Origin of the sequence: Nocardia iowensis (assembly GCF_019222765.1) — a bacterium.
Classification (GTDB): Bacteria; Actinomycetota; Actinomycetes; order Mycobacteriales; family Mycobacteriaceae; genus Nocardia; species Nocardia iowensis.
In genome coordinates, this window is record NZ_CP078145.1 from 7,984,885 (window position 1) to 8,002,246 (window position 17,362).

The 17,362-nt window shown below is 67.9% G+C and carries 15 protein-coding genes; 8 read left to right on the forward strand and 7 right to left on the reverse strand.

Annotated features, from left to right (window positions below):
- Positions 1 to 192: 192 nt before the first annotated feature.
- Positions 193 to 486: a chorismate mutase gene (locus tag KV110_RS36890; protein ID WP_218471746.1), complete on the forward strand. Its 294-nt coding sequence runs from the start codon at positions 193 to 195 to the stop codon at positions 484 to 486.
- Positions 487 to 612: 126 nt separating this feature from the next.
- Here KV110_RS36890 and KV110_RS36895 read toward each other — a convergent pair whose 3' ends face one another.
- Complete coding sequence (locus KV110_RS36895; protein WP_218471747.1) at positions 613 to 2,067, reverse strand: NAD-dependent succinate-semialdehyde dehydrogenase; 1,455 nt, start codon at positions 2,065 to 2,067, stop codon at positions 613 to 615.
- Positions 2,068 to 2,213: 146 nt separating this feature from the next.
- On the opposite strand from KV110_RS36895, the gene pgi reads away from it, so the two are divergent.
- A complete protein-coding gene (gene pgi / locus KV110_RS36900; RefSeq protein ID WP_218471748.1) occupies positions 2,214 to 3,857 on the forward strand; it encodes a glucose-6-phosphate isomerase in 1,644 nt (547 codons plus the stop codon).
- Positions 3,858 to 3,864: 7 nt separating this feature from the next.
- Here pgi and KV110_RS36905 read toward each other — a convergent pair whose 3' ends face one another.
- From KV110_RS36905 to KV110_RS36920, 4 genes are all read right to left on the reverse strand, one after another.
- Entirely contained in the window at positions 3,865 to 4,545 is a 681-nt protein-coding gene (locus KV110_RS36905; RefSeq protein ID WP_246634199.1) for a nucleoside/nucleotide kinase family protein, read from the reverse strand.
- Positions 4,546 to 4,661: 116 nt separating this feature from the next.
- A complete protein-coding gene (locus KV110_RS36910) occupies positions 4,662 to 6,320 on the reverse strand; it encodes a M4 family metallopeptidase (RefSeq protein WP_218471750.1) in 1,659 nt (552 codons plus the stop codon).
- A gap of 377 nt (positions 6,321 to 6,697) precedes the next feature.
- Positions 6,698 to 8,317 carry an acyl-CoA dehydrogenase family protein gene (locus tag KV110_RS36915; protein WP_218471751.1) on the reverse strand — a complete coding sequence of 540 codons (1,620 nt, stop codon included), beginning with the start codon at positions 8,315 to 8,317 and terminating at the stop codon, positions 6,698 to 6,700.
- Positions 8,304 to 8,951, reverse strand: a complete 648-nt coding sequence (locus KV110_RS36920) for a TetR/AcrR family transcriptional regulator (RefSeq protein WP_218471752.1) — start codon at positions 8,949 to 8,951, stop codon at positions 8,304 to 8,306. The genes KV110_RS36915 and KV110_RS36920 overlap by 14 nt, the downstream gene beginning before the upstream one ends.
- Positions 8,952 to 9,015: 64 nt before the next feature.
- Here KV110_RS36920 and KV110_RS36925 point away from each other — a divergent pair, with 64 nt between their 5' ends.
- Both KV110_RS36925 and KV110_RS36930 read left to right on the forward strand, forming a co-directional pair.
- Positions 9,016 to 9,777, forward strand: a complete 762-nt coding sequence (locus tag KV110_RS36925; RefSeq protein ID WP_218471753.1) for a crotonase/enoyl-CoA hydratase family protein — start codon at positions 9,016 to 9,018, stop codon at positions 9,775 to 9,777.
- Between the two features lie 73 nt (positions 9,778 to 9,850).
- Entirely contained in the window at positions 9,851 to 11,089 is a 1,239-nt protein-coding gene (locus KV110_RS36930) for a hypothetical protein (RefSeq protein ID WP_218479350.1), read from the forward strand.
- 31 nt (positions 11,090 to 11,120) lie between these two features.
- On the opposite strand, the gene KV110_RS36935 is transcribed toward KV110_RS36930, so the two are convergent.
- Entirely contained in the window at positions 11,121 to 11,813 is a 693-nt protein-coding gene (locus tag KV110_RS36935) for a pyridoxamine 5'-phosphate oxidase family protein (protein ID WP_218471754.1), read from the reverse strand.
- A gap of 80 nt (positions 11,814 to 11,893) precedes the next feature.
- Here KV110_RS36935 and pdxR point away from each other — a divergent pair, with 80 nt between their 5' ends.
- Genes pdxR through KV110_RS36955 form a run of 4 tightly spaced genes read left to right on the forward strand, consistent with a single transcriptional unit; the run spans position 11,894 to position 16,496 of the window.
- Complete coding sequence (gene pdxR, locus KV110_RS36940; protein WP_218471755.1) at positions 11,894 to 13,264, forward strand: MocR-like pyridoxine biosynthesis transcription factor PdxR; 1,371 nt, start codon at positions 11,894 to 11,896, stop codon at positions 13,262 to 13,264.
- Positions 13,265 to 13,274: 10 nt separating this feature from the next.
- Positions 13,275 to 13,520: a DUF2630 family protein gene (locus KV110_RS36945; RefSeq protein WP_218471756.1), complete on the forward strand. Its 246-nt coding sequence runs from the start codon at positions 13,275 to 13,277 to the stop codon at positions 13,518 to 13,520.
- An 8-nt stretch (positions 13,521 to 13,528) separates the two neighbouring features.
- Positions 13,529 to 14,965 carry a dihydrolipoyl dehydrogenase family protein gene (locus KV110_RS36950; RefSeq protein ID WP_218471757.1) on the forward strand — a complete coding sequence of 479 codons (1,437 nt, stop codon included), beginning with the start codon at positions 13,529 to 13,531 and terminating at the stop codon, positions 14,963 to 14,965.
- Positions 14,966 to 14,978: 13 nt separating this feature from the next.
- A complete protein-coding gene (locus KV110_RS36955; RefSeq protein ID WP_218471758.1) occupies positions 14,979 to 16,496 on the forward strand; it encodes a carboxylesterase/lipase family protein in 1,518 nt (505 codons plus the stop codon).
- Here the strand turns inward: KV110_RS36955 and KV110_RS36960 are convergent.
- On the reverse strand, positions 16,489 to 17,358 hold the full coding sequence (locus tag KV110_RS36960) for an Fpg/Nei family DNA glycosylase (RefSeq protein WP_218471759.1): 870 nt from the start codon (positions 17,356 to 17,358) through the stop codon (positions 16,489 to 16,491). The genes KV110_RS36955 and KV110_RS36960 overlap by 8 nt on opposite strands.
- Between the last annotated feature and the right edge of the window lie 4 nt (positions 17,359 to 17,362).

Sequence of the window (17,362 nt, forward strand, 5' to 3'; positions counted from 1 at the left end):
ATGATGAGTGCCCACGCGATACATCCGTTTCGGTTACCGACCGGATATCGTGATCGCGGCGCTGGTATCTGAGCGCACCATCCTGGGGGGACAATTCGAAGGCCCTACCAGGGCTGTTTCACGGTGAAAGAACCGATCGGTAACGAGCCGGGCTCACCCGCCGATCCATGTTCTGACACGAGGAGATGAATGATGAGCACCCCCGCAACGACGACCGGGTCCGATTCGGCGCTGCCGCAGAGCGACGCGGAGATCGACAAGCTCCGCAAGGAGATCGATCACCTCGATGCCGAGATCCTCGCCGCCATCAAGCGCCGCACGGAGATCTCCCGGATCATCGGCCGGACGCGGATGGCGTCCGGCGGGCCCCGCCTCGTCCACAATCGGGAAATGAAGGTGCTGGAGCGATTCAGCGAACTCGGCCAGGAAGGCCACACCCTCGCGATGCTCCTGCTGCGCCTCGGCCGCGGCCGCCTCGGCCACTGACCTCGGCTAGTCCACCGGCCGCGGAACGCGGCCCTAGACCCATGCGGCAAAAGCACGACAACCGCATCCCCAAGGCCGCCCCGGGTGTATATCACCCCGGGGCGGTCGTTTCGTCTCCGTCCGCGCTCAGCTGAGCGCGATGTACTTGGTGGAGAGGTATTCCTCGATGCCCTCGGTGCCGCCCTCGCGGCCGAAGCCGGAGGCCTTCACGCCGCCGAAAGGTGCTGCCGGGTCGGAGATTACGCCGCGGTTGACGCCGACCATGCCGGATTCCAGGCCCTCGGCGACCCGAAGGGCGCGATCCAGGTCACGGGTGTAGACGTAGCTGACCAGGCCGAATTCGGTGTCGTTCGCCGCCGCGATGCCCTGCTCCTCGGTGTCGAAGCCGACGATCGGGGCAACCGGCCCGAACACCTCCTCGCGCAGAATCCTGGCCTGCGGCGGGACGTCGCTGAGGATGGTGGCCGGATAGAACCAACCGGGCCCGCCGGGCGCCTTGCCACCCAGCCGGACCTGAGCGCCTACCGCCACGGCGTCCTCGACCAGCTCGCTGACCGTGTTGAGCTGCTCTTCGTTGATCAGCGGGCCGAGGGTGGTGTTCGGGTCGGAGCCAGGGCCGAGGGTCACGCTTGACGCCATCGCCTCGACGAACTTGCTGGTGAACTCCTCGAGCACGCCCCGCTGGACGTGGAAGCGGTTGGCCGCGGTGCACGCCTCGCCGCCGTTGCGCAGCTTCGCCAGCATCGCGCCCTGCACGGCCGCGTCGATGTCCGCGTCATCGAACACCACGAACGGCGCGTTGCCGCCGAGCTCCATCGACGTGCGCAGCAGCCCGTTCGCCGACTTCTCCACCAGCTTCTTGCCGACCTCGGTGGAGCCGGTGAAGGTCAGCTTGCGCAGCCGCGGATCGTCGAGCAGCGGCTGGGTCACGGCACCGGACCGGCTCGACGTGATCACCGAGAGCACCCCGTCCGGCAGCCCCGCCTCGCTGCACAGCTTGGCGAGCAGCAGCATGGTCAGCGGTGTCGCCGAGGCGGGCTTGACGATCATGGTGCAGCCCGCGGCCAGCGCGGGACCGATCTTGCGGGTGCCCATGGCCAGCGGGAAGTTCCACGGCGTGATCGCCAGACAGGGCCCGACCGGCTGCTTGTGCACCATGATCCGGCCGGTGCCGGACGGCGCGTGCAGGTAGCGTCCGTGCACCCGGACAGCTTCCTCGCTGAACCACCGGAAGAACTCCGCGCCGTACTTGACCTCATTGCGGCTCTCCGGCAGCGCCTTGCCCATTTCCAGGGTCATCAGCAGCGCGAATTCCTCGGCCCTGGCGGTGATCTGCTCGAAGACCGCGCGCAGGATCTCGCCGCGCTCGCGGGACGGCCGCGCGGCCCACTCCGCCTGCACCGCGACGGCCGCGTCCAGCGCCCGCATCGCGTCCTCGGGCGTGGCGTCGGCGACCTGCGTCAGCACCTCCCCGTTCGCCGGATTGTGCACCGCGAAGGTGCCGCCGCCCGTGGCGGCAACGGGCCCGCCGATCCACAGCTGCGTCGGGACGGATTCGAGAAGTTCGCGTTCGGACACCATGAACCAAGCCTAATCGGCGCGGCCGGACGCAGGCCGTCATCGGACCGCGGATGACCGCGGTGAATGCGAGGTACCCACCGGCCTGAATCGACGCTCCGGGGTGTTTGCCGTGCGCGGCCGTGGAGCGGTGAGTAACCTCGGCGGACGTGAGCAGCGACATCACCGCGACGGCGGCCTGGCGGAAACTGCACGAACACTTCGACGGGATCGCGGGGCGGCACCTGCGCGAACTCTTCGCCGACGATCAGTCGCGCGGCCGTGCGATGACCGTCGATGTGGCGGACCTGCACATCGACTACAGCAAGCACCGCATCACGCGGGAAACCCTGCACCTGCTCGTCGAATTGGCGCGCGAGGCGAAGGTGGCCGAGCGCCGGGACGCAATGTTCCGCGGCGAGCACATCAACACCTCGGAGGATCGCGCGGTCGCGCACATCGCATTGCGTTTGCCCGAGGGCCGGTCGCTGACCGTGGACGGCGCCGACGCCGGCGCCGAGGTGCACGAGGTGCTGCGGCGGATGGGTGAATTCACCGACGCGGTGCGCTCCGGCGAATGGCGCGGCGCCACCGGCGAACGCATCAGCACCGTGGTCAATATCGGCATCGGCGGGTCCGACCTGGGGCCGGTGATGGTGCACCAGGCGCTGCGGCATTACGCCGACGCCGGGATCGGCGCCCGGTTCGTCTCCAACGTCGATCCGGCGGATCTGGTGGCGAAACTCGACGGACTCGACCCGGCCACAACGCTGTTCATCGTCGCCTCCAAGACCTTCTCCACGCTGGAGACGCTGACCAACGCCACCGCGGCCCGGCGCTGGCTGGTGGCGGCGCTCGGCGAGGACGCCGTCGCCAAGCATTTCGTCGCCGTCTCGACCAATGCGGAGAAGGTGGCGGAATTCGGCATCGACACCGCGAACATGTTCGGCTTCTGGGACTGGGTCGGCGGCCGCTATTCGGTGGATTCCGCGATCGGCCTCTCGGTGATGGCCACCATCGGCAAGGAACGCTTCGCCGAGTTCCTCGCGGGCATGCACGCCATGGACGAGCATTTCGCGAACGCGCCGCTGGAGGCGAACGCACCGGTGCTGCTCGGCCTGCTCGGCGTCTGGTATTCGAACTTCTTCGGCGCGGAATCCCGTGCGGTACTTCCCTATTCGAACGACCTGGCCCGTTTTCCCGCCTATCTGCAGCAACTCACGATGGAGTCGAACGGCAAGTCGGTGCGCGCCGACGGCGCCCCGGTCACCACCGCCACCGGCGAAATCTTCTGGGGCGAGCCGGGAACCAACGGCCAGCACGCGTTTTACCAACTGCTGCACCAGGGCACGCGTCTCATTCCGGCGGACTTCATCGGATTCGCCCGCCCCACCGACGATCTGCCCACCCGCGACGGCACCGGCAGCATGCACGACATCCTGATGAGCAACCTGTTCGCGCAGACCAAGGTGCTGGCGTTCGGCAAGACCGCGGACGAGATCGCCGCCGAGGGCACCGACCCGACGGTGGTGCCGCACAAGGTGATGCCGGGCAACCGGCCGAGCACCACCATCCTGGCACCGCAGCTCACCCCGTCGGTCGTCGGCCAGTTGATCGCCCTCTACGAACACCAGGTCTTCGTCGAAGGCACCATCTGGGGCATCGACAGCTTCGACCAGTGGGGTGTGGAGCTGGGCAAGCAGCAGGCGCTGGCACTGGCGCCCTCGCTTACTTCCACGGAATCGCCTGAGCCGCAAGGAGACTCGTCTACCGACGCGCTGATCCATTGGTACCGCGCCAAGAAGTTGGGCTAGTTTCGGATCAGTGCCGGAACGCGACCTCGTAGCGTCCGGCCGTCTGGCGGAGCAGCAGATCGGCTCGGTCCTTCGTGGCGGCGATCAGATCGGCGTTGCGCAGATCGCTGTCGTGTACCTTCGCGGCAGCGGCCTCGGGCGTGCGGCCGCCGCGAATGTGTCTGCGCAGCAAGCGATCCTCGATCAGCTCCCGCCGCGCGTCGAGGTACCAGCATTCATCGAGCAGCTTGCGCACCGCCGACCATTCCCGGTCCCCGACATCGTCCAGCAATAGGTAGTTCCCCTCGGTGATCGCGATCAGCTGCTGATCGAAGACGATGCCCGCCGGGATCGGATCGTGCACGGTGCGATCGAAGATCGGCCATGGCACCGGTTCGCCGAGCGGAGTGTCCCGAAGTCTGCGGAGGTTGTCGAGATAGGCCGCGGTATCGAAGGTGTCCGGTTCACCTTTGCGCGCAAGGCTTCCCGCGGCACGCAACACCTCGTTGGTCAGGTGATAGCCGTCCATCGGCGCGATTTCGGCCATCGGCGACTCGGCATTGAGCGCATCCCGGAGCCGGACCGACAGGGTGGACTTCCCCGCGCCCGGCGGTCCAGCGATACCGAGCAGATACCGGCGACCGTCGGCGTGTGCGCGCACCCGATCGGCGAGCGCACGCAACGATATCTCGGAATACGGACTGTCCACCGCAGCCACCCTACCGAGCTGAAACCCACCGCCCCCGGCGTGATCACCGCGACCGGACAAAGACATCTCACCGAGCCCGAGACGGGCACGGTGAGACGTCCGTTAACTGGTAATTATCAGGTGCGGGCCTGGAGTTGCGGCAACCTGGTGGCCTGGGTGGCATTGGTCACCTGGACACAGTCGGCAGCCGTCGTCCCGGCAGTCCCGTTCCGGACATTGGTGTTGCACGCGTTCTTCAGCGCGCTGGACAATGCCGCGTAGTTGGAATTGGACGACAACATCGTCTGCGTCGTCCAGTACAGCGCGGCGGTCTTCTCGAGGCCGATCGCGGTGACGTTCACGCCGTTGAGGCTGCCGCCGTCGACCATCAGCTGCGCGGTCTTGTTGCCGACACCGCTGTTGATGTGGACACCGCCACTGTCACCGGTACCGGTGTACCAGTAGCGTCCCCGATACGTGTCGGGATCCTGGTAGGCGTTCGGGTTCTTCATATCCCGGATGACGCCGATGGCACTGCAGGCACCGAGCTTCCACCGATTGGCCGGAGTGTTGCACGGGTTGCTGGTGTTCACCAGGAAGGTGAGCTCGCCGAAGATATCCGACATGGATTCGTTGATCGCACCGGGCTCATTGCGGTAGACGAGACCGTTGGTCCGCTGTGTCACGCCGTGCGTGAGTTCATGTCCGGTGATGTCCTCGGTGGTGAGACCCTCGCCGTAGGCCATGTAACTGCCGGACCAGAAGGCATTCCGGTACGGGCACGCGGTGGGGGTGCAGAGACGGACGGTGGCGCGCAGTGCTCGGCCCTTGCCATCCCCGGTGTCGGAGCCGATGAGGGCCGTCAGGTCCTTCAGCCCGGTGTACCGCGCGTAGAACGCATCGGTGTTGCCCAGGTAGGTGTAGATGTCGTCGACATCCTTGATACCGACGGGCGGCTGGCCCTCGGACCTGGTGGACCGCAGGGTTCCGGTCCCGCACCCGGCCCGGCTGGGGTCGATGCGCCGGTTCGCGTTATCGCACACCACACGGTTGAGGTGCTTGGTCTCGCTCCAGCTGTCCAGCACCTTGCCGGTGTTGTTGGCGTCGATGAACACGATCCACTCAGCGGGCTCGTCCTTCTCGATAACGCCGTCGATCTTGACCTTGTAAGCCGGGACCGCAACGCTCTCCGCCTCGCCCTTGGCGGCCAGCTTCGCGTCGTACCAGTAGGCCTTCGCCTCGGCGACGGTCAGCTTGTCGGCAGGCATCTTGCTCTGTTCGACAACCTTCTTCAGCGCGGTCGCCTTTACCTCTTCGGCCGGCGTAGTCGTCGTGTACTTGCCCTGCGACTTCTTGGACAGTGCACCGGTCACCGAGATGAGCGAACCGTCGGGGGCCAGCGACTGCGCCGCCGATGCACCGAACACCGGCACCTTGTCGATCTCCTGACGCAACCGAACCGTGGACCCACCACCGACTGGGAACACGGATTCCACGACGAGGTCGCCCGCGGTATCGCCATTTCCGCCGAAGACCTTCTCTACTGCGCCCGCGTGCGCTTGCGCGACGGCGGGGGCTTCCTTCGGTGTTCCCGCCGGAACCGGAACCGGCTCTTTGGGCACTACCTGCTGGACGGCGCCCTGCGGATCCGTCAGCACCTCTTTCGGCACGGCCGACAGGTCGGAACCCGCAGGCGGCTGGCTGCTGGCACCAGGACCAGACGCGAACATCATTGCCGCAACGGCAATTAACGCGAAGGCGGTATTACGTCCCGCCCGTATTTGTGTGGGTTTCATGACCAAGTAGAACCACATACCGGCGGTCAACTCGACTGGAGACAGGACTGGGGAAAGGAATGGCGAGACCGGATATCTTCGGGCTATCGGCAAGCGCAGGCATAAATATTATGCGCGAATACCTTTCGTATCTTCTGGTCAGCCGTTCATGTCACGGCTTACCCGTCAGTGCACGCCGACGTCCAAATGTATTGATACGCCATAAAACTGAGAAGACGACGTATAAAAATGTTCAACTCGAGCAGGTTTCACCAGACTCGGAGCCATCGTCGGCCCGGCCGTATGTCGATACCAAGATCAACCGATGTGCCGGGCCTACTGCTGTATCTCCTGCTGTCCAGCCGATTCCGGCTACCGACCAGTGCTGCGCAACAAACTCAGAGCAATGCGCGCTCCAGGATCGCACCGGTGTCAACACCGGTGGGCAGCGTGCCGAAGGCGATGCCCCAGTCGTCGCCGAGCCTGCTGGCACAGAACGCGTCGGCGACCGCCGGGTGACCATGCCGCACCAACTGTGCGCCCTGCAGCACGAGCGCCATGAGTTCGACGATGCGACGGGCGCGATATTCGATGTCGCTCAGGTCCGACAGTTCCTTGCCGACCCGGGTGATCGCGTCGTCCAGTCGTGGATTCTCGCCGCGCGCCAGCGAAACCTCGTTGAAATAGGCTTCGACGGTCTCCGGCTGCCTGCCCATGGCACGCAACGCGTCCAAGGCGGCGACATTGCCCGAGCCCTCCCAAATCGACATGAGCGGCGCCTCGCGATAAAGCCGGGGCATGCCCGACTCCTCGGCATAACCATTGCCGCCGAAGCATTCCAATGCCTCCGCAGCATGGGACGGAGCCCGCTTGCACACCCAATACTTGGTGACCGCCAACGCGATTCGCCGCAGTGCGGCCTCGGCCGGATCTCCCGTCGCACGGTCGGTGGCACCGGCAAGCCGCATCATCACCGTCGTAGCAGCGTCGGATTCGATCACCAGATCCGCCAACACATTCCGCATGGCTGGCTGATCGAACAGCTTGGCGCCGAACGCTTCCCGGTGCCGCGCGTGATGCGCGGCGAACACGACACCGGTGCGCATGCCGGTGGCCGAACCGATCACACAGTCCAGCCGAGTCATATTCACCATCTCGATGATGGTCTTGACGCCCGCACCCTCCGCACCGACGAGCCAGCCGATGGCATTCTCGTATTCGATTTCGGAGGAGGCGTTCGACTTGTTGCCCAGCTTGTCCTTGAGCCGTTGGATGCGAATGGGATTGCGCGTGCCATCCGGCAGCACCCGGGGCAACAGGAAACAGGACAGTCCGCCCGGCGCCTGCGCCAGCGTGAGAAACATGTCCGACATCGGCGCCGAGGTGAACCACTTGTGCCCGACGATCCGGTACGAGCCGTCGGGTTGCGGCGTCGCCGTTGTGGTGTTGGCGCGGACGTCGGAGCCGCCCTGCTTCTCGGTCATCGACATGCCGGCGATCAGGCCCGCCTTCGACGAAGGCTCGCGCAGACCGAAGTCGTAGATCCGGGAGCCGAGCAGCGGTTCGTATTTCGCCGACAGTTCCTTGTTGTGCCGCAAGGCTGGAACCACCGCGTAGGTCATCGAGATCGGGCACATGTGCCCCGCGTCGGCGGCGCCCCAGAGGTAGAACTTGGCCGCGCGGGCGACGTGCGCGCCGGGCCGATCCTCCAGCCACGGTGCACCGTGCAAGCCGTGCGACACAGCGACATTCATCAAGTCGTGCCAGTGCGGGTGGAATTCGACCTCATCGATCCGATTGCCGTACCGGTCGTGCGTGTGCAGCACCGGCGGATACTCGTTGGCCAGGCGTCCCCACTCCTGGGCTTCGGATCCGCCCGCCAGCACACCGAGTTCACGCACTTCGGCTTCGGCCCAGCCCGCGCCCTCGCGGTGCAGCCCTTCGAGGAGCGCGGGGTTGCGTGCGACGTCGAACGGCGCGATGTCGGGCACCTGGTTGAAGACTTCATGCGTCTGCATCGGACACTCCTGATTCCTGCCGAGCGATCGTGCTCGGTTCCGCGCGCAAACCGAGTGCGCGTAAAGCGAAGGTAATTAGTTCGGGGACAACGGATTCGCTGTGCGGCGCGGCGGCGAGCGGTCCGACCATGACCTCGCCGATCGCCCCGACCAGCGCGGCCGCCGTGGTCCGCGGGTCCTGCCCGGGCAGCTCACCCCGCGACACACCCTGGGCCACAGCGGATTCGAAGGCTTCGGCAAACGCACGGCGGAAATGCAGCCGTTCCGCGTCGACCACGGTATCCACCGGTTCGACGAGGAGCACGTAAGCGAGTTTCGGATTCTTCAGCGCACGTCCGGCGAAGGTCTCCACCGCGGCGCTCACCCGCTCGACAGCCGTTCCGGTGGCGCTCGCGGCGACCACGGCGGCAACCTCGCGGCCGACCACCTTCCGGAACACCGCGCTGACCAGTTCGGTTTTGCCCGCGAAATTCTTGTAGACGGTGCCGGTGGCCAAGCCCGCTTCGGCGGCGACCGCCGCCATGGACAGTCCGGCGTATCCCGCCCTGGACAAAACCTTGGTCGCGGCCTGCACGATCAGCCCCGCCTGGGCGTCCAGGCGGGCCTGCACGGCGGGAGTTCTGCGGTAGGCCACACAAGAAGTGAACCACGAATTCATTTCTTGCCACAAGAGGGGTTTTACGGCGTATGTTCGGGCCATGACTGTACGAATCGAACGCACCGGGCCGGTGACCACCGTGATTCTGCATCGCCCCGAGGCACGCAACGCGGTCGACGGACCGACCGCGGCGGCACTGGCCGACGCCTTCCGCGAGTTCGATGCCGACACCGACGCGGCGGTGGCGGTGCTGTGGGGCGACGGCGGCACCTTCTGCGCGGGCGCCGACCTCAAGGGCCTCGGCACCGAGCGGTCCAATCAGGTCACCGAGGACGGCGACGGCCCGATGGGTCCCACCCGGATGCGGCTGTCCAAACCGGTGATCGCCGCCGTCTCCGGGTACGCGGTGGCCGGCGGGCTCGAGCTCGCGCTGTGGTGCGATCTGCGAGTTGCCGAGCAGGACAGCACCTTCGGCGTGTTCTGCCGCCGCTGGGGCGTGCCGCTCATCGACGGCGGCACACTGCGCCTGCCGCGGATCATCGGCACCGGCCGCGCCATGGACATGGTGCTCACCGGCCGCCCCGTCGGCGCGACCGAGGCACTGCAGATGGGCCTGGTGAACCGCGTCGTCCCGACCGGCGACGCCCGCAGGGCCGCGGAACAACTCGCCGCGGAGCTCGCCGCCCTGCCGCAAGCCTGTCTGCGCTCGGACCGCATGTCGCTGCTGGAGCAGGACGGCATGGGCGAGGAGACCGCGCTGCGCAACGAGCTGCGGCACGGCATCACCGCACTCACCCACGGTGCGCTCGACGGAGCCAAGCGGTTCGCCGCCGGCGCGGGTCGCCACGGCACGCAGGCGTGAACCGGCATCGCGAATCACCCACGGGCGCAGCGCCGTCGAGCCCGGTCGAGAGCGAGGTGTAGCCGTGCGCCCGATGGACCGGTTGAGCGTCGTCGACGAAATCTTCCTGCGCACCCACCGCGGCCTCGGCACTCCTATTGCGCTACAAGGACTGTGGCGCACCGCCGACCGTATCGATCTTCAGCTGTTGCACGTGGTGCACACGGCGCTGCGCACCGGACCGTTGGGACGGCGGGTGATTCGGTCGCGAGTGCCGGGCGCCCGGCGGGCCTGGCAGCCGAGCACCCGCGCGTACCCGCTGGCGCTCACCGAACAGCCGATTCCCACCATCGCGCTTCTGGCCTGGGCCGACCAACAGGGCGGCGGCCTCGATCCCGAGTACGGTCCCGGCTGGCGGCTGTCCGCCACCGCCCTGGACGACGGCGGTTCGCTTGTCTCCCTGACCTGTTCGCATGCTTTGGCCGACGGTCGAGCGTTGGTGCTCGCGGTTGACCATGCCCTCGGCGGAACATCGGCGACCACCGCCTCCGCCGCACCCGCATCGGACTGGGCCGACGCCAGACGGCAGTGGTCGATCGTGGTGGGCGGCACCGCACGAGCGTTGCGGCGCGGGATTCCCGATCGTCCACCGCAACCGGCCGTTCGCGAAGTCATCGACGAGCCGCCCGTGGTAACGCACAGCGCGACACTGCAATGTGGCGTGGCCGAATGGGACCGAGCGGCCGCCGCCCAGGACGGCACCGCCAATAGCCTGTTCATCTCGTTGATCGCAAACATACTGTGGACCAGCGGCTTCCAGCACGAGACGATCGACGCCAGCCTGCCGGTCGACACTCGCGATGAACCACGGGTCGACAACGATCTCGCGATGACCGACATCACCGTCGACCAAGCCGATACTCCCGCGACGATCCGCGAGAAGTCACGTGCCGCCTACGAGCACCGCATGTCCAGCCCCGGCGGCATGCCCGAGGAACTGCTCCAGGTGATCCCTGACCGCTTGGCTTACACCTTGTCCAAGGGCGCGGGCGAGCGAGACATCTTGTGCTCCAATATCGGAACCCTGCCTGCAACCTTGCAGACCTTGGGATCGCACAGGTGCCTCGGCGTCGCCGCCCGGGCCATCCACCCCGGCCTCACTGCCGCCCAACTGCCGAGGACCCGGCTGTCCGGCTATCTCTGTCGCCTCGCTGAGGACTACATCCTGTCCCTGGTCAGCCTCGACCCGACGCGGATCGAATCACCCACCGCGCTAGCGGATTTGGCACAGCAGGCCCTCCGCACCCACGGTATCCCCGCACGTCGGTGGTGAACGGCGGCACACCGGCCACTCCACCGCGAGCTCACCGCACCGGGACGAGATCGGGTGCGGCGCGGTCCAGTACGTCTGCCGGCACCGCGATGTCCGGCTCCAGGTCGGCGGAAGCGACCGGGTCGCCCCATACCTGGCGCACCGGCAGCACACCCGCCCACACGCCGCCGTTCTCGATGTCCGCCGGTTCGTCGTTGGGGCCACCCGTCCGGACCTTGACCGAGGCCTCGGTGAGGTCCAGCGCGAGCACCATGGTGGCGGCCAACTCCTTCTTGTTCGGCAGGCGCACCCGCGACCAGGCACCCGGCGCGGCGTGTTCGGTGATCACCTCTAGGGCGTGCAATCGCGTCGCGGGGTCGATGATCTCCACCGCGCGGCCGTGCACCACGGCGGAGCGGAAATTCATCGAGAAATGCATTGCCGACCGGGCGTAGACGACGCCGTCGACCAGGGTGACCGCGACCGAGACAGCACCGGCGATGGCCGCGCGCAGGTTGCCCGCGCCGGTCGAGCCGTGCAGGTAGAGGGTGTCGCCATCGCGTCCGTAAATGGTGGGCAGCACAACCGGTGCGCCGCCGAGCAGCACGCCGAGGTGGCAGACCAGACCGGCGTCGAGGACCGCGTCCAGGTCGGCTCGATCGCCGCGCGCTCGTTCCTTCGACCGGGTAAGCGTGCTGCGCGCGGTCGGCGAGAGTGGGGGCCTCGAAGTGGCTGATCCGTTCATGTGTCCAGAATCGGCCGCCGAGTGGCATTATCAAAGTGCCAATTCAGCGAAATTCGCACAGTCCATTCGTGAGGTGACCGGTGCTCGACGAACTGCCCCTCGCCCTCGACCGAGGGCGGCCGGAGCCGCTGTCGGTGCAGGTCGCCGACGGTCTGCGGGCCGCGGCCAGCAATGGGCTGCTGCGCGGCGGCGACCGGTTACCGTCGTCGCGTTCCCTCGCCGAACGGCTCGGCGTAAGCCGCACCGTCGTGGCCGCCGCCTTCGATCAGTTGCACGCCGAGGGCTGGATCAGCGGCAAACGAGGCTCGGGCACCTACCTGACCACCGCACCGCCCGCCGCACCGACGCGGCCGGTCCAGCAGCACGGCGCGGGCGAGGGGCCAGCACTGCTCGACCTGGAACCCGGCGCGCCGTGCGCCGAGGCCATCGATCGGCCCGCCTGGCGGCGCGCCTGGCGAGTTGCCGCCGATCTTTCCCCGCTGGTGCGCAAGGACCGTGCGGGCGAGCCGGAGTTCCGCACGGCGGTCGTCGAGCATCTGCTCCGTCATCGCGGTCTCGGCGCGGGCAGCGACACGGTGCCGATCGCTACGGCCGGAACCAGTTCGGCCGTCAGCGAACTCGCCGCCGCGCTGCTGCGCCCGGGGGATGCCGTCGCGATGGAAGATCCCGGATATAACCGGGCGGCAGGCGCTTTCGCGGCGGCGGGGGTCCGCGTACTACCCGTCCCCGTCGACACGCACGGACTCCGCGTCGACCGCCTGCCGCCGAACATCAAGGCCGTGTATTGCACACCGGCACATCAGTTTCCGCTCGGCGCGCGCCTGCCCGCCGCGCGCCGGGTCGAGCTGGTCGAGCACGCGCGACAAGCCGGACTACTCGTCATCGAAGACGACTACGACGGTGAATTACGCTACGACACAGCGCCATTGCCGTTATTGGCCGCGATGGCACCGGACGTGGTGGTACATCTGGGCACCACGAGCAAAATCCTGTCGCCGAGCCTCGGTGTCGGCTGGCTGGTCGCCGCGCCGGAGATCACCGACGCCATTGTCGCGTATCGGCATCGCACCGGGACCAGTCCGAGTCCGGCGGGCCAGCAGGTATTCGTCTCGCTCGCCACCCATGGCGACCTGGCCAGGCATCTGCGCCGCCTGCGCCGCGCCTTGCCACCGCGCCGGGCGCTGGTGGTGTCGGAGCTGCGCCGCCGCGGACTCGACGTGCTCGGCGACGACGCCGGTTCGCATGTGGTGGTGCCGCTCGCCTCGGCCGCGGCGGAGGAACGCGGCGTGGCCGAGGCAAGGGCGCGGGGCGTCGCGCTCGACCCACTGTCGCGGCATCACCTCGGCCCGCGGCGCCACCACTTCGGCATCGCGCTCGGCTACACCGCGCTGTCCTGGCCGGACCTGGCCACGGCCGTGCCGATCGCCGCCGCGTGCCTGGCGCGGCCGTAGCATGGTCGACATGACCGAACAGGACGTTTTGGCCCGCATCAAAGCACTGGTCGACCAGGAGCACGAGCTTCGTGCGCAGGCGAGCAAGGGTGAGCTGGATCCCAAGACGGAGCGCCAGCAGCTCGCCGAGCTCGAGGTGATGCTGGACCAGGCGTGGGATCTGCTGCGGCACCGCCGGGCGCGGATCGACCAGGGCGAGTCTCCGGACACCGCGGAACCGAGTTCCCCCGGGCAGGTCGAGGGCTACCTGCAGTAGCCGCCGCCATGCCGAACAACGAGCGCGAATACGACGTCATCGTGATCGGTGGCGGACCGGCGGGCGAGAACGCCGCCGCCTACGCCATCGCCGGAAGCGACCGCACCGCGGTGATCGTGGAACGCGAACTCGTCGGCGGCGAATGTTCCTACTGGGCCTGTATCCCGAGTAAGGCCCTGCTGCGGCCCGGCCATGTGCTGGCGGGCGCGCGGGCCATGGACGGGATCACCGCGACCGGCCTCGATGTCGAGGCCGTGCTGCGCCGCCGCGACTCCTTCGTCGACAACCACGACGACGGCTCGCAGGTGAAATGGGCCGCCGACAACCGCATCGATATCGTTCGCGGCACCGGGCGGCTCACCGGCGAGCGCCAAGTCGAGGTCGACGGGCAGGTGTTGCGCGCCAGACACGCGGTGGTGCTGGCCACCGGCACCCGCGCGAGCATCCCGGAAGTGCCCGGCCTGCGCGCCGCGCTGCCCTGGATCTCCCGCGACGCCACCAATCTGCACGAGATCCCACGTCGCGTGGTCATCATCGGCGGCGGCGTGGTGGCCTGCGAGGCGGCGACCTGGCTGGCCACGCTCGGCGCCGAAGTCAGCATGGTCGTGCGCGGGGCCAGGGTGCTCGCCTCGGCCGAACCCTTCGCGAGCGAACGAGTGGTCGCCGCGCTGACGGAGCGCGGCGTCCGCGTCCTGTTCGGCACCGAACCCAGGAGCGTGGACCGGCCCGACGCCAAGAACACCGGCGAAGGACGGATCCACGGCGGCCCGGTCACCGTGCGGCTGCACAGCGACCAGGGCGATACCGAGATCGAGGCCGACGAGATCATCGTGGCGGCCGGCCGCACCCCGGCCACCGAAGGACTCGGTCTCGCCGCCGTCGGCCTGCCGGACGGCTACGTGCAGGTCGACGATCACCTGACCGTGCGCGAGGTAGCGGGCGAATGGTTGTACTGCGTTGGCGATCTCAACCACCGCGCCGCCCTTACGCACATGGGTAAATACCAGGCCAGGGTGTGCGGCGACGTGATCGCGGCCCGCGCGGAGGGCAAGCCGCTCACCGACGCCCGGTTCACCGCCAGTGCCGACCACGGACAGGTCCCGCAGGTGGTGTACACCGCGCCCGAGGTCGCTTCCGTCGGACTGACCGAAGCGGCGGCCCGCGACGCGGGTCACGCGGTCGAGACGGCGGAGCTCGACATCGCGGTAGCCGGATCGGCGTTGGCGCGCAACGACTTCGCGGGGCACGCCAAACTGGTCATCGACACCGCCACCGACACCCTCCTCGGCGCCACCTTCGTCGGCCCCGAGGCGGGCGAACAACTGCACGCGGCGACCATCGCGGTGGTCGGCAAGGTGCCGTTGGCAACTCTGTGGCACGCGGTGCCCGCTTTCCCCGCGGTGAGCGAGTTCTGGTTACGCCTGTTGGAGACACGACGCGCGTAAGTACCATCGGTGGATGGTGGCATCGACAGATATCAAGACCGCCGACGGAGTCGTTCGCGGTCGTCGCGGCCGCCGCGTGTTGCGCTGGCGCTCCCTCCCCTATGCCGCGCCGCCGGTGGGCGAGTTGCGGTTTCGGGCACCGCAACCGGTCGAGCCGTGGGCGGGAGTGCGGGAGAGCACCGAGTTCGGTTTCGCCGCCATGCAGCATCGGGCAGGTGCGCGGATCGGGCCGCGCCGGTACCAACCGACCCACGAGGACTCACTGACACTGAATGTCACCGTGCCCGCGACACCTTCAGCGGCACCGCGCCCGGTGCTGGTGTTCATCCACGGCGGCGGCTACCTCACCGGCACCTCCGCGCTCGGGCTGTATTCCGGCGGGCGGCTCGCCGTGCGCGGGGATGCGGTGCTGGTGTCGCTGAATTACCGGCTCGGCGCGTTCGGTTATGTCGATTTCGGCGAATTCTCCACGCCCGCACATTCTTTCGAGTCCAATCTGGGCTTGCGCGATCAGGTCGCCGCGCTGGCGTGGGTGCGCACCAATATCGCCGCGTTCGGTGGCGATCCCGGCAACGTCACCATCTTCGGCGAGTCGGCGGGCGCGCACGCGGTGCTCAGCCTGCTGGCTACGCCGACCTCGAAAGGGCTTTTTCACCAAGCGATTTCGCAGAGCCCACCGGCCGACTGGGCGATGACCGCCGACGATGCCCGCCAGTTCGCCAGGCGCTGCGTCGACGCGCTCGGTGCGACTCCGGACACGGCGGCCGAGGCGCTGCTCACCGCCAGCGCCAACGACATTCGGCGCGCCGTCGACCGCACCAGCAACCGGGTGCTGCGCGAACGACGTGGCCTGTTCCCCGTCGCGCCGATGGTCGACGGCGACTTTCTCCCGCAGGCGCCGATCGATGCGATCACCGAAGGCAACGCGCATCGCGTTCCGCTGATCATCGGCACGAACCGGGATGAAGGGACGCTGTTCGCGAAGTTCGCCGACTCGCTGCCGACCACACCCGAGCGACTGCGCGCCGCACTGCCCGACGATGACGCCGAATCCCGGATCGCCGCGGTATATCCCGGCTATCCGGCATCGAGGGCTGCGGTGCGTGCCGGTGGCGACTTCGTCTTCTGGCGGCCGTCGGTCACCGCGATGGCCGGGCACAGTCGCTATGCCCCCACCTACGCCTACCGTTACGACTTCGCCCCGCGCTCACTACATCTCGCTGGCCTCGGCGCCACCCACGCCTCCGACCTGATCCCGGTATTCGGCGTGGGCGAGACGCCGTTCGGCCGCGCCATCACCGCCGCGGGCGGCCGTCGCGGCCTGCAGGCCGTCACCCACCAATTCCAGGACAACTGGCTGGCCTTCGCCCGGACCGGCGCACCGCTGCCCTCCTGGCCTGCCTACACCGAGTCGCGGCGCACCACCCTGATCATCGACGCACCCACGCGCCTGGAACACGACCCGGACAAGGCCAAACGCCTTGCCTGGCAAGGCGTTCGCGTGCCGACGTTGGCCGGACCGATTACTTGAGCAGTCGCGACATCCGCCGGTCGGCGAGGATCTTGCCGCCGGTCTGACAGGTCGGGCAGTACTGGAAAGAGCGCTCGGCGTAGGAGACCTCGCGGACGGTGTCACCGCAGACCGGGCACGGCATGCCGGTGCGGGCATGCACCTGCATGCCGGACCGCTTTTCGCCCTTCAGCCGGGCGGCGTCCTGGCCGACCGACCGCCGCACGGCGTCGGTCAGCACCGCGCGCATGGCCGCGTACAGCTCGGAAACCTTGTCCGCCGCAAGGGTTTTGGTATTGGCGAAGGGCGAGATGCGCGCGGTGTGCAGGATTTCGTCGGAGTAGGCGTTGCCGATACCCGCCAGCAACGTCTGGTCGACGATCGCGGTCTTGATCCGCTGCGAGGTGCCACGCAGGATCTCGGTGAATTGTTCCTCGGTCACGTCGAGCGCGTCCGGTCCGAGCCGCGCGATGCCCGGCACCAGCTTCGGGTCATCGACGATGTAGACCGCGAGCCGCTTCTTGGTCCCCGCCTCGGTGAGATCGATGGCGGGCGTCGCGCCCTCCGGGGTGAAGAAATGCACCCGCAGCGCCAGCGGACTCTTACCGCCCGGCTTCGGCGGCGTCTGACTCGGTTCATCGATCCAGCGCAGCCAGCCACCCCGGGACAGGTGGGTGATCAGCCACAACCCGCCGCATTCCATCCCGAGAAACTTCCCCCAGCGCCCCGCCCCGGTCACGTCCCGCCCGGACAGCGCGGTCACCGGCGGATCGAAAGTCTTGACGGCGCTCAACGCCGCCACATCCACGCGCCCCACCACCGCGCCGACGGCATGTTCTCGCAGAAACTGCGCCAGCGCCTCCACTTCAGGTAGTTCGGGCACGCAT

Bases quoted from the DNA above. Each gene is read 5' to 3' on its own strand.
- KV110_RS36890 (WP_218471746.1), top strand. From the start codon at position 193: ATGAGCACCCCCGCAACGACGACCGGGTCCGATTCGGCGCTGCCGCAG.
- KV110_RS36895 (WP_218471747.1), bottom strand. From the start codon at position 2,067: ATGGTGTCCGAACGCGAACTTCTCGAATCCGTCCCGACGCAGCTGTGG.
- KV110_RS36910 (WP_218471750.1), bottom strand. From the start codon at position 6,320: ATGAAACCCACACAAATACGGGCGGGACGTAATACCGCCTTCGCGTTA.
- KV110_RS36915 (WP_218471751.1), bottom strand. From the start codon at position 8,317: ATGCAGACGCATGAAGTCTTCAACCAGGTGCCCGACATCGCGCCGTTC.
- KV110_RS36925 (WP_218471753.1), top strand. From the start codon at position 9,016: ATGACTGTACGAATCGAACGCACCGGGCCGGTGACCACCGTGATTCTG.
- KV110_RS36930 (WP_218479350.1), top strand. From the start codon at position 9,851: ATGGACCGGTTGAGCGTCGTCGACGAAATCTTCCTGCGCACCCACCGC.
- KV110_RS36935 (WP_218471754.1), bottom strand. From the start codon at position 11,813: ATGAACGGATCAGCCACTTCGAGGCCCCCACTCTCGCCGACCGCGCGC.
- KV110_RS36945 (WP_218471756.1), top strand. From the start codon at position 13,275: ATGACCGAACAGGACGTTTTGGCCCGCATCAAAGCACTGGTCGACCAG.
- KV110_RS36950 (WP_218471757.1), top strand. From the start codon at position 13,529: ATGCCGAACAACGAGCGCGAATACGACGTCATCGTGATCGGTGGCGGA.
- KV110_RS36955 (WP_218471758.1), top strand. From the start codon at position 14,979: ATGGTGGCATCGACAGATATCAAGACCGCCGACGGAGTCGTTCGCGGT.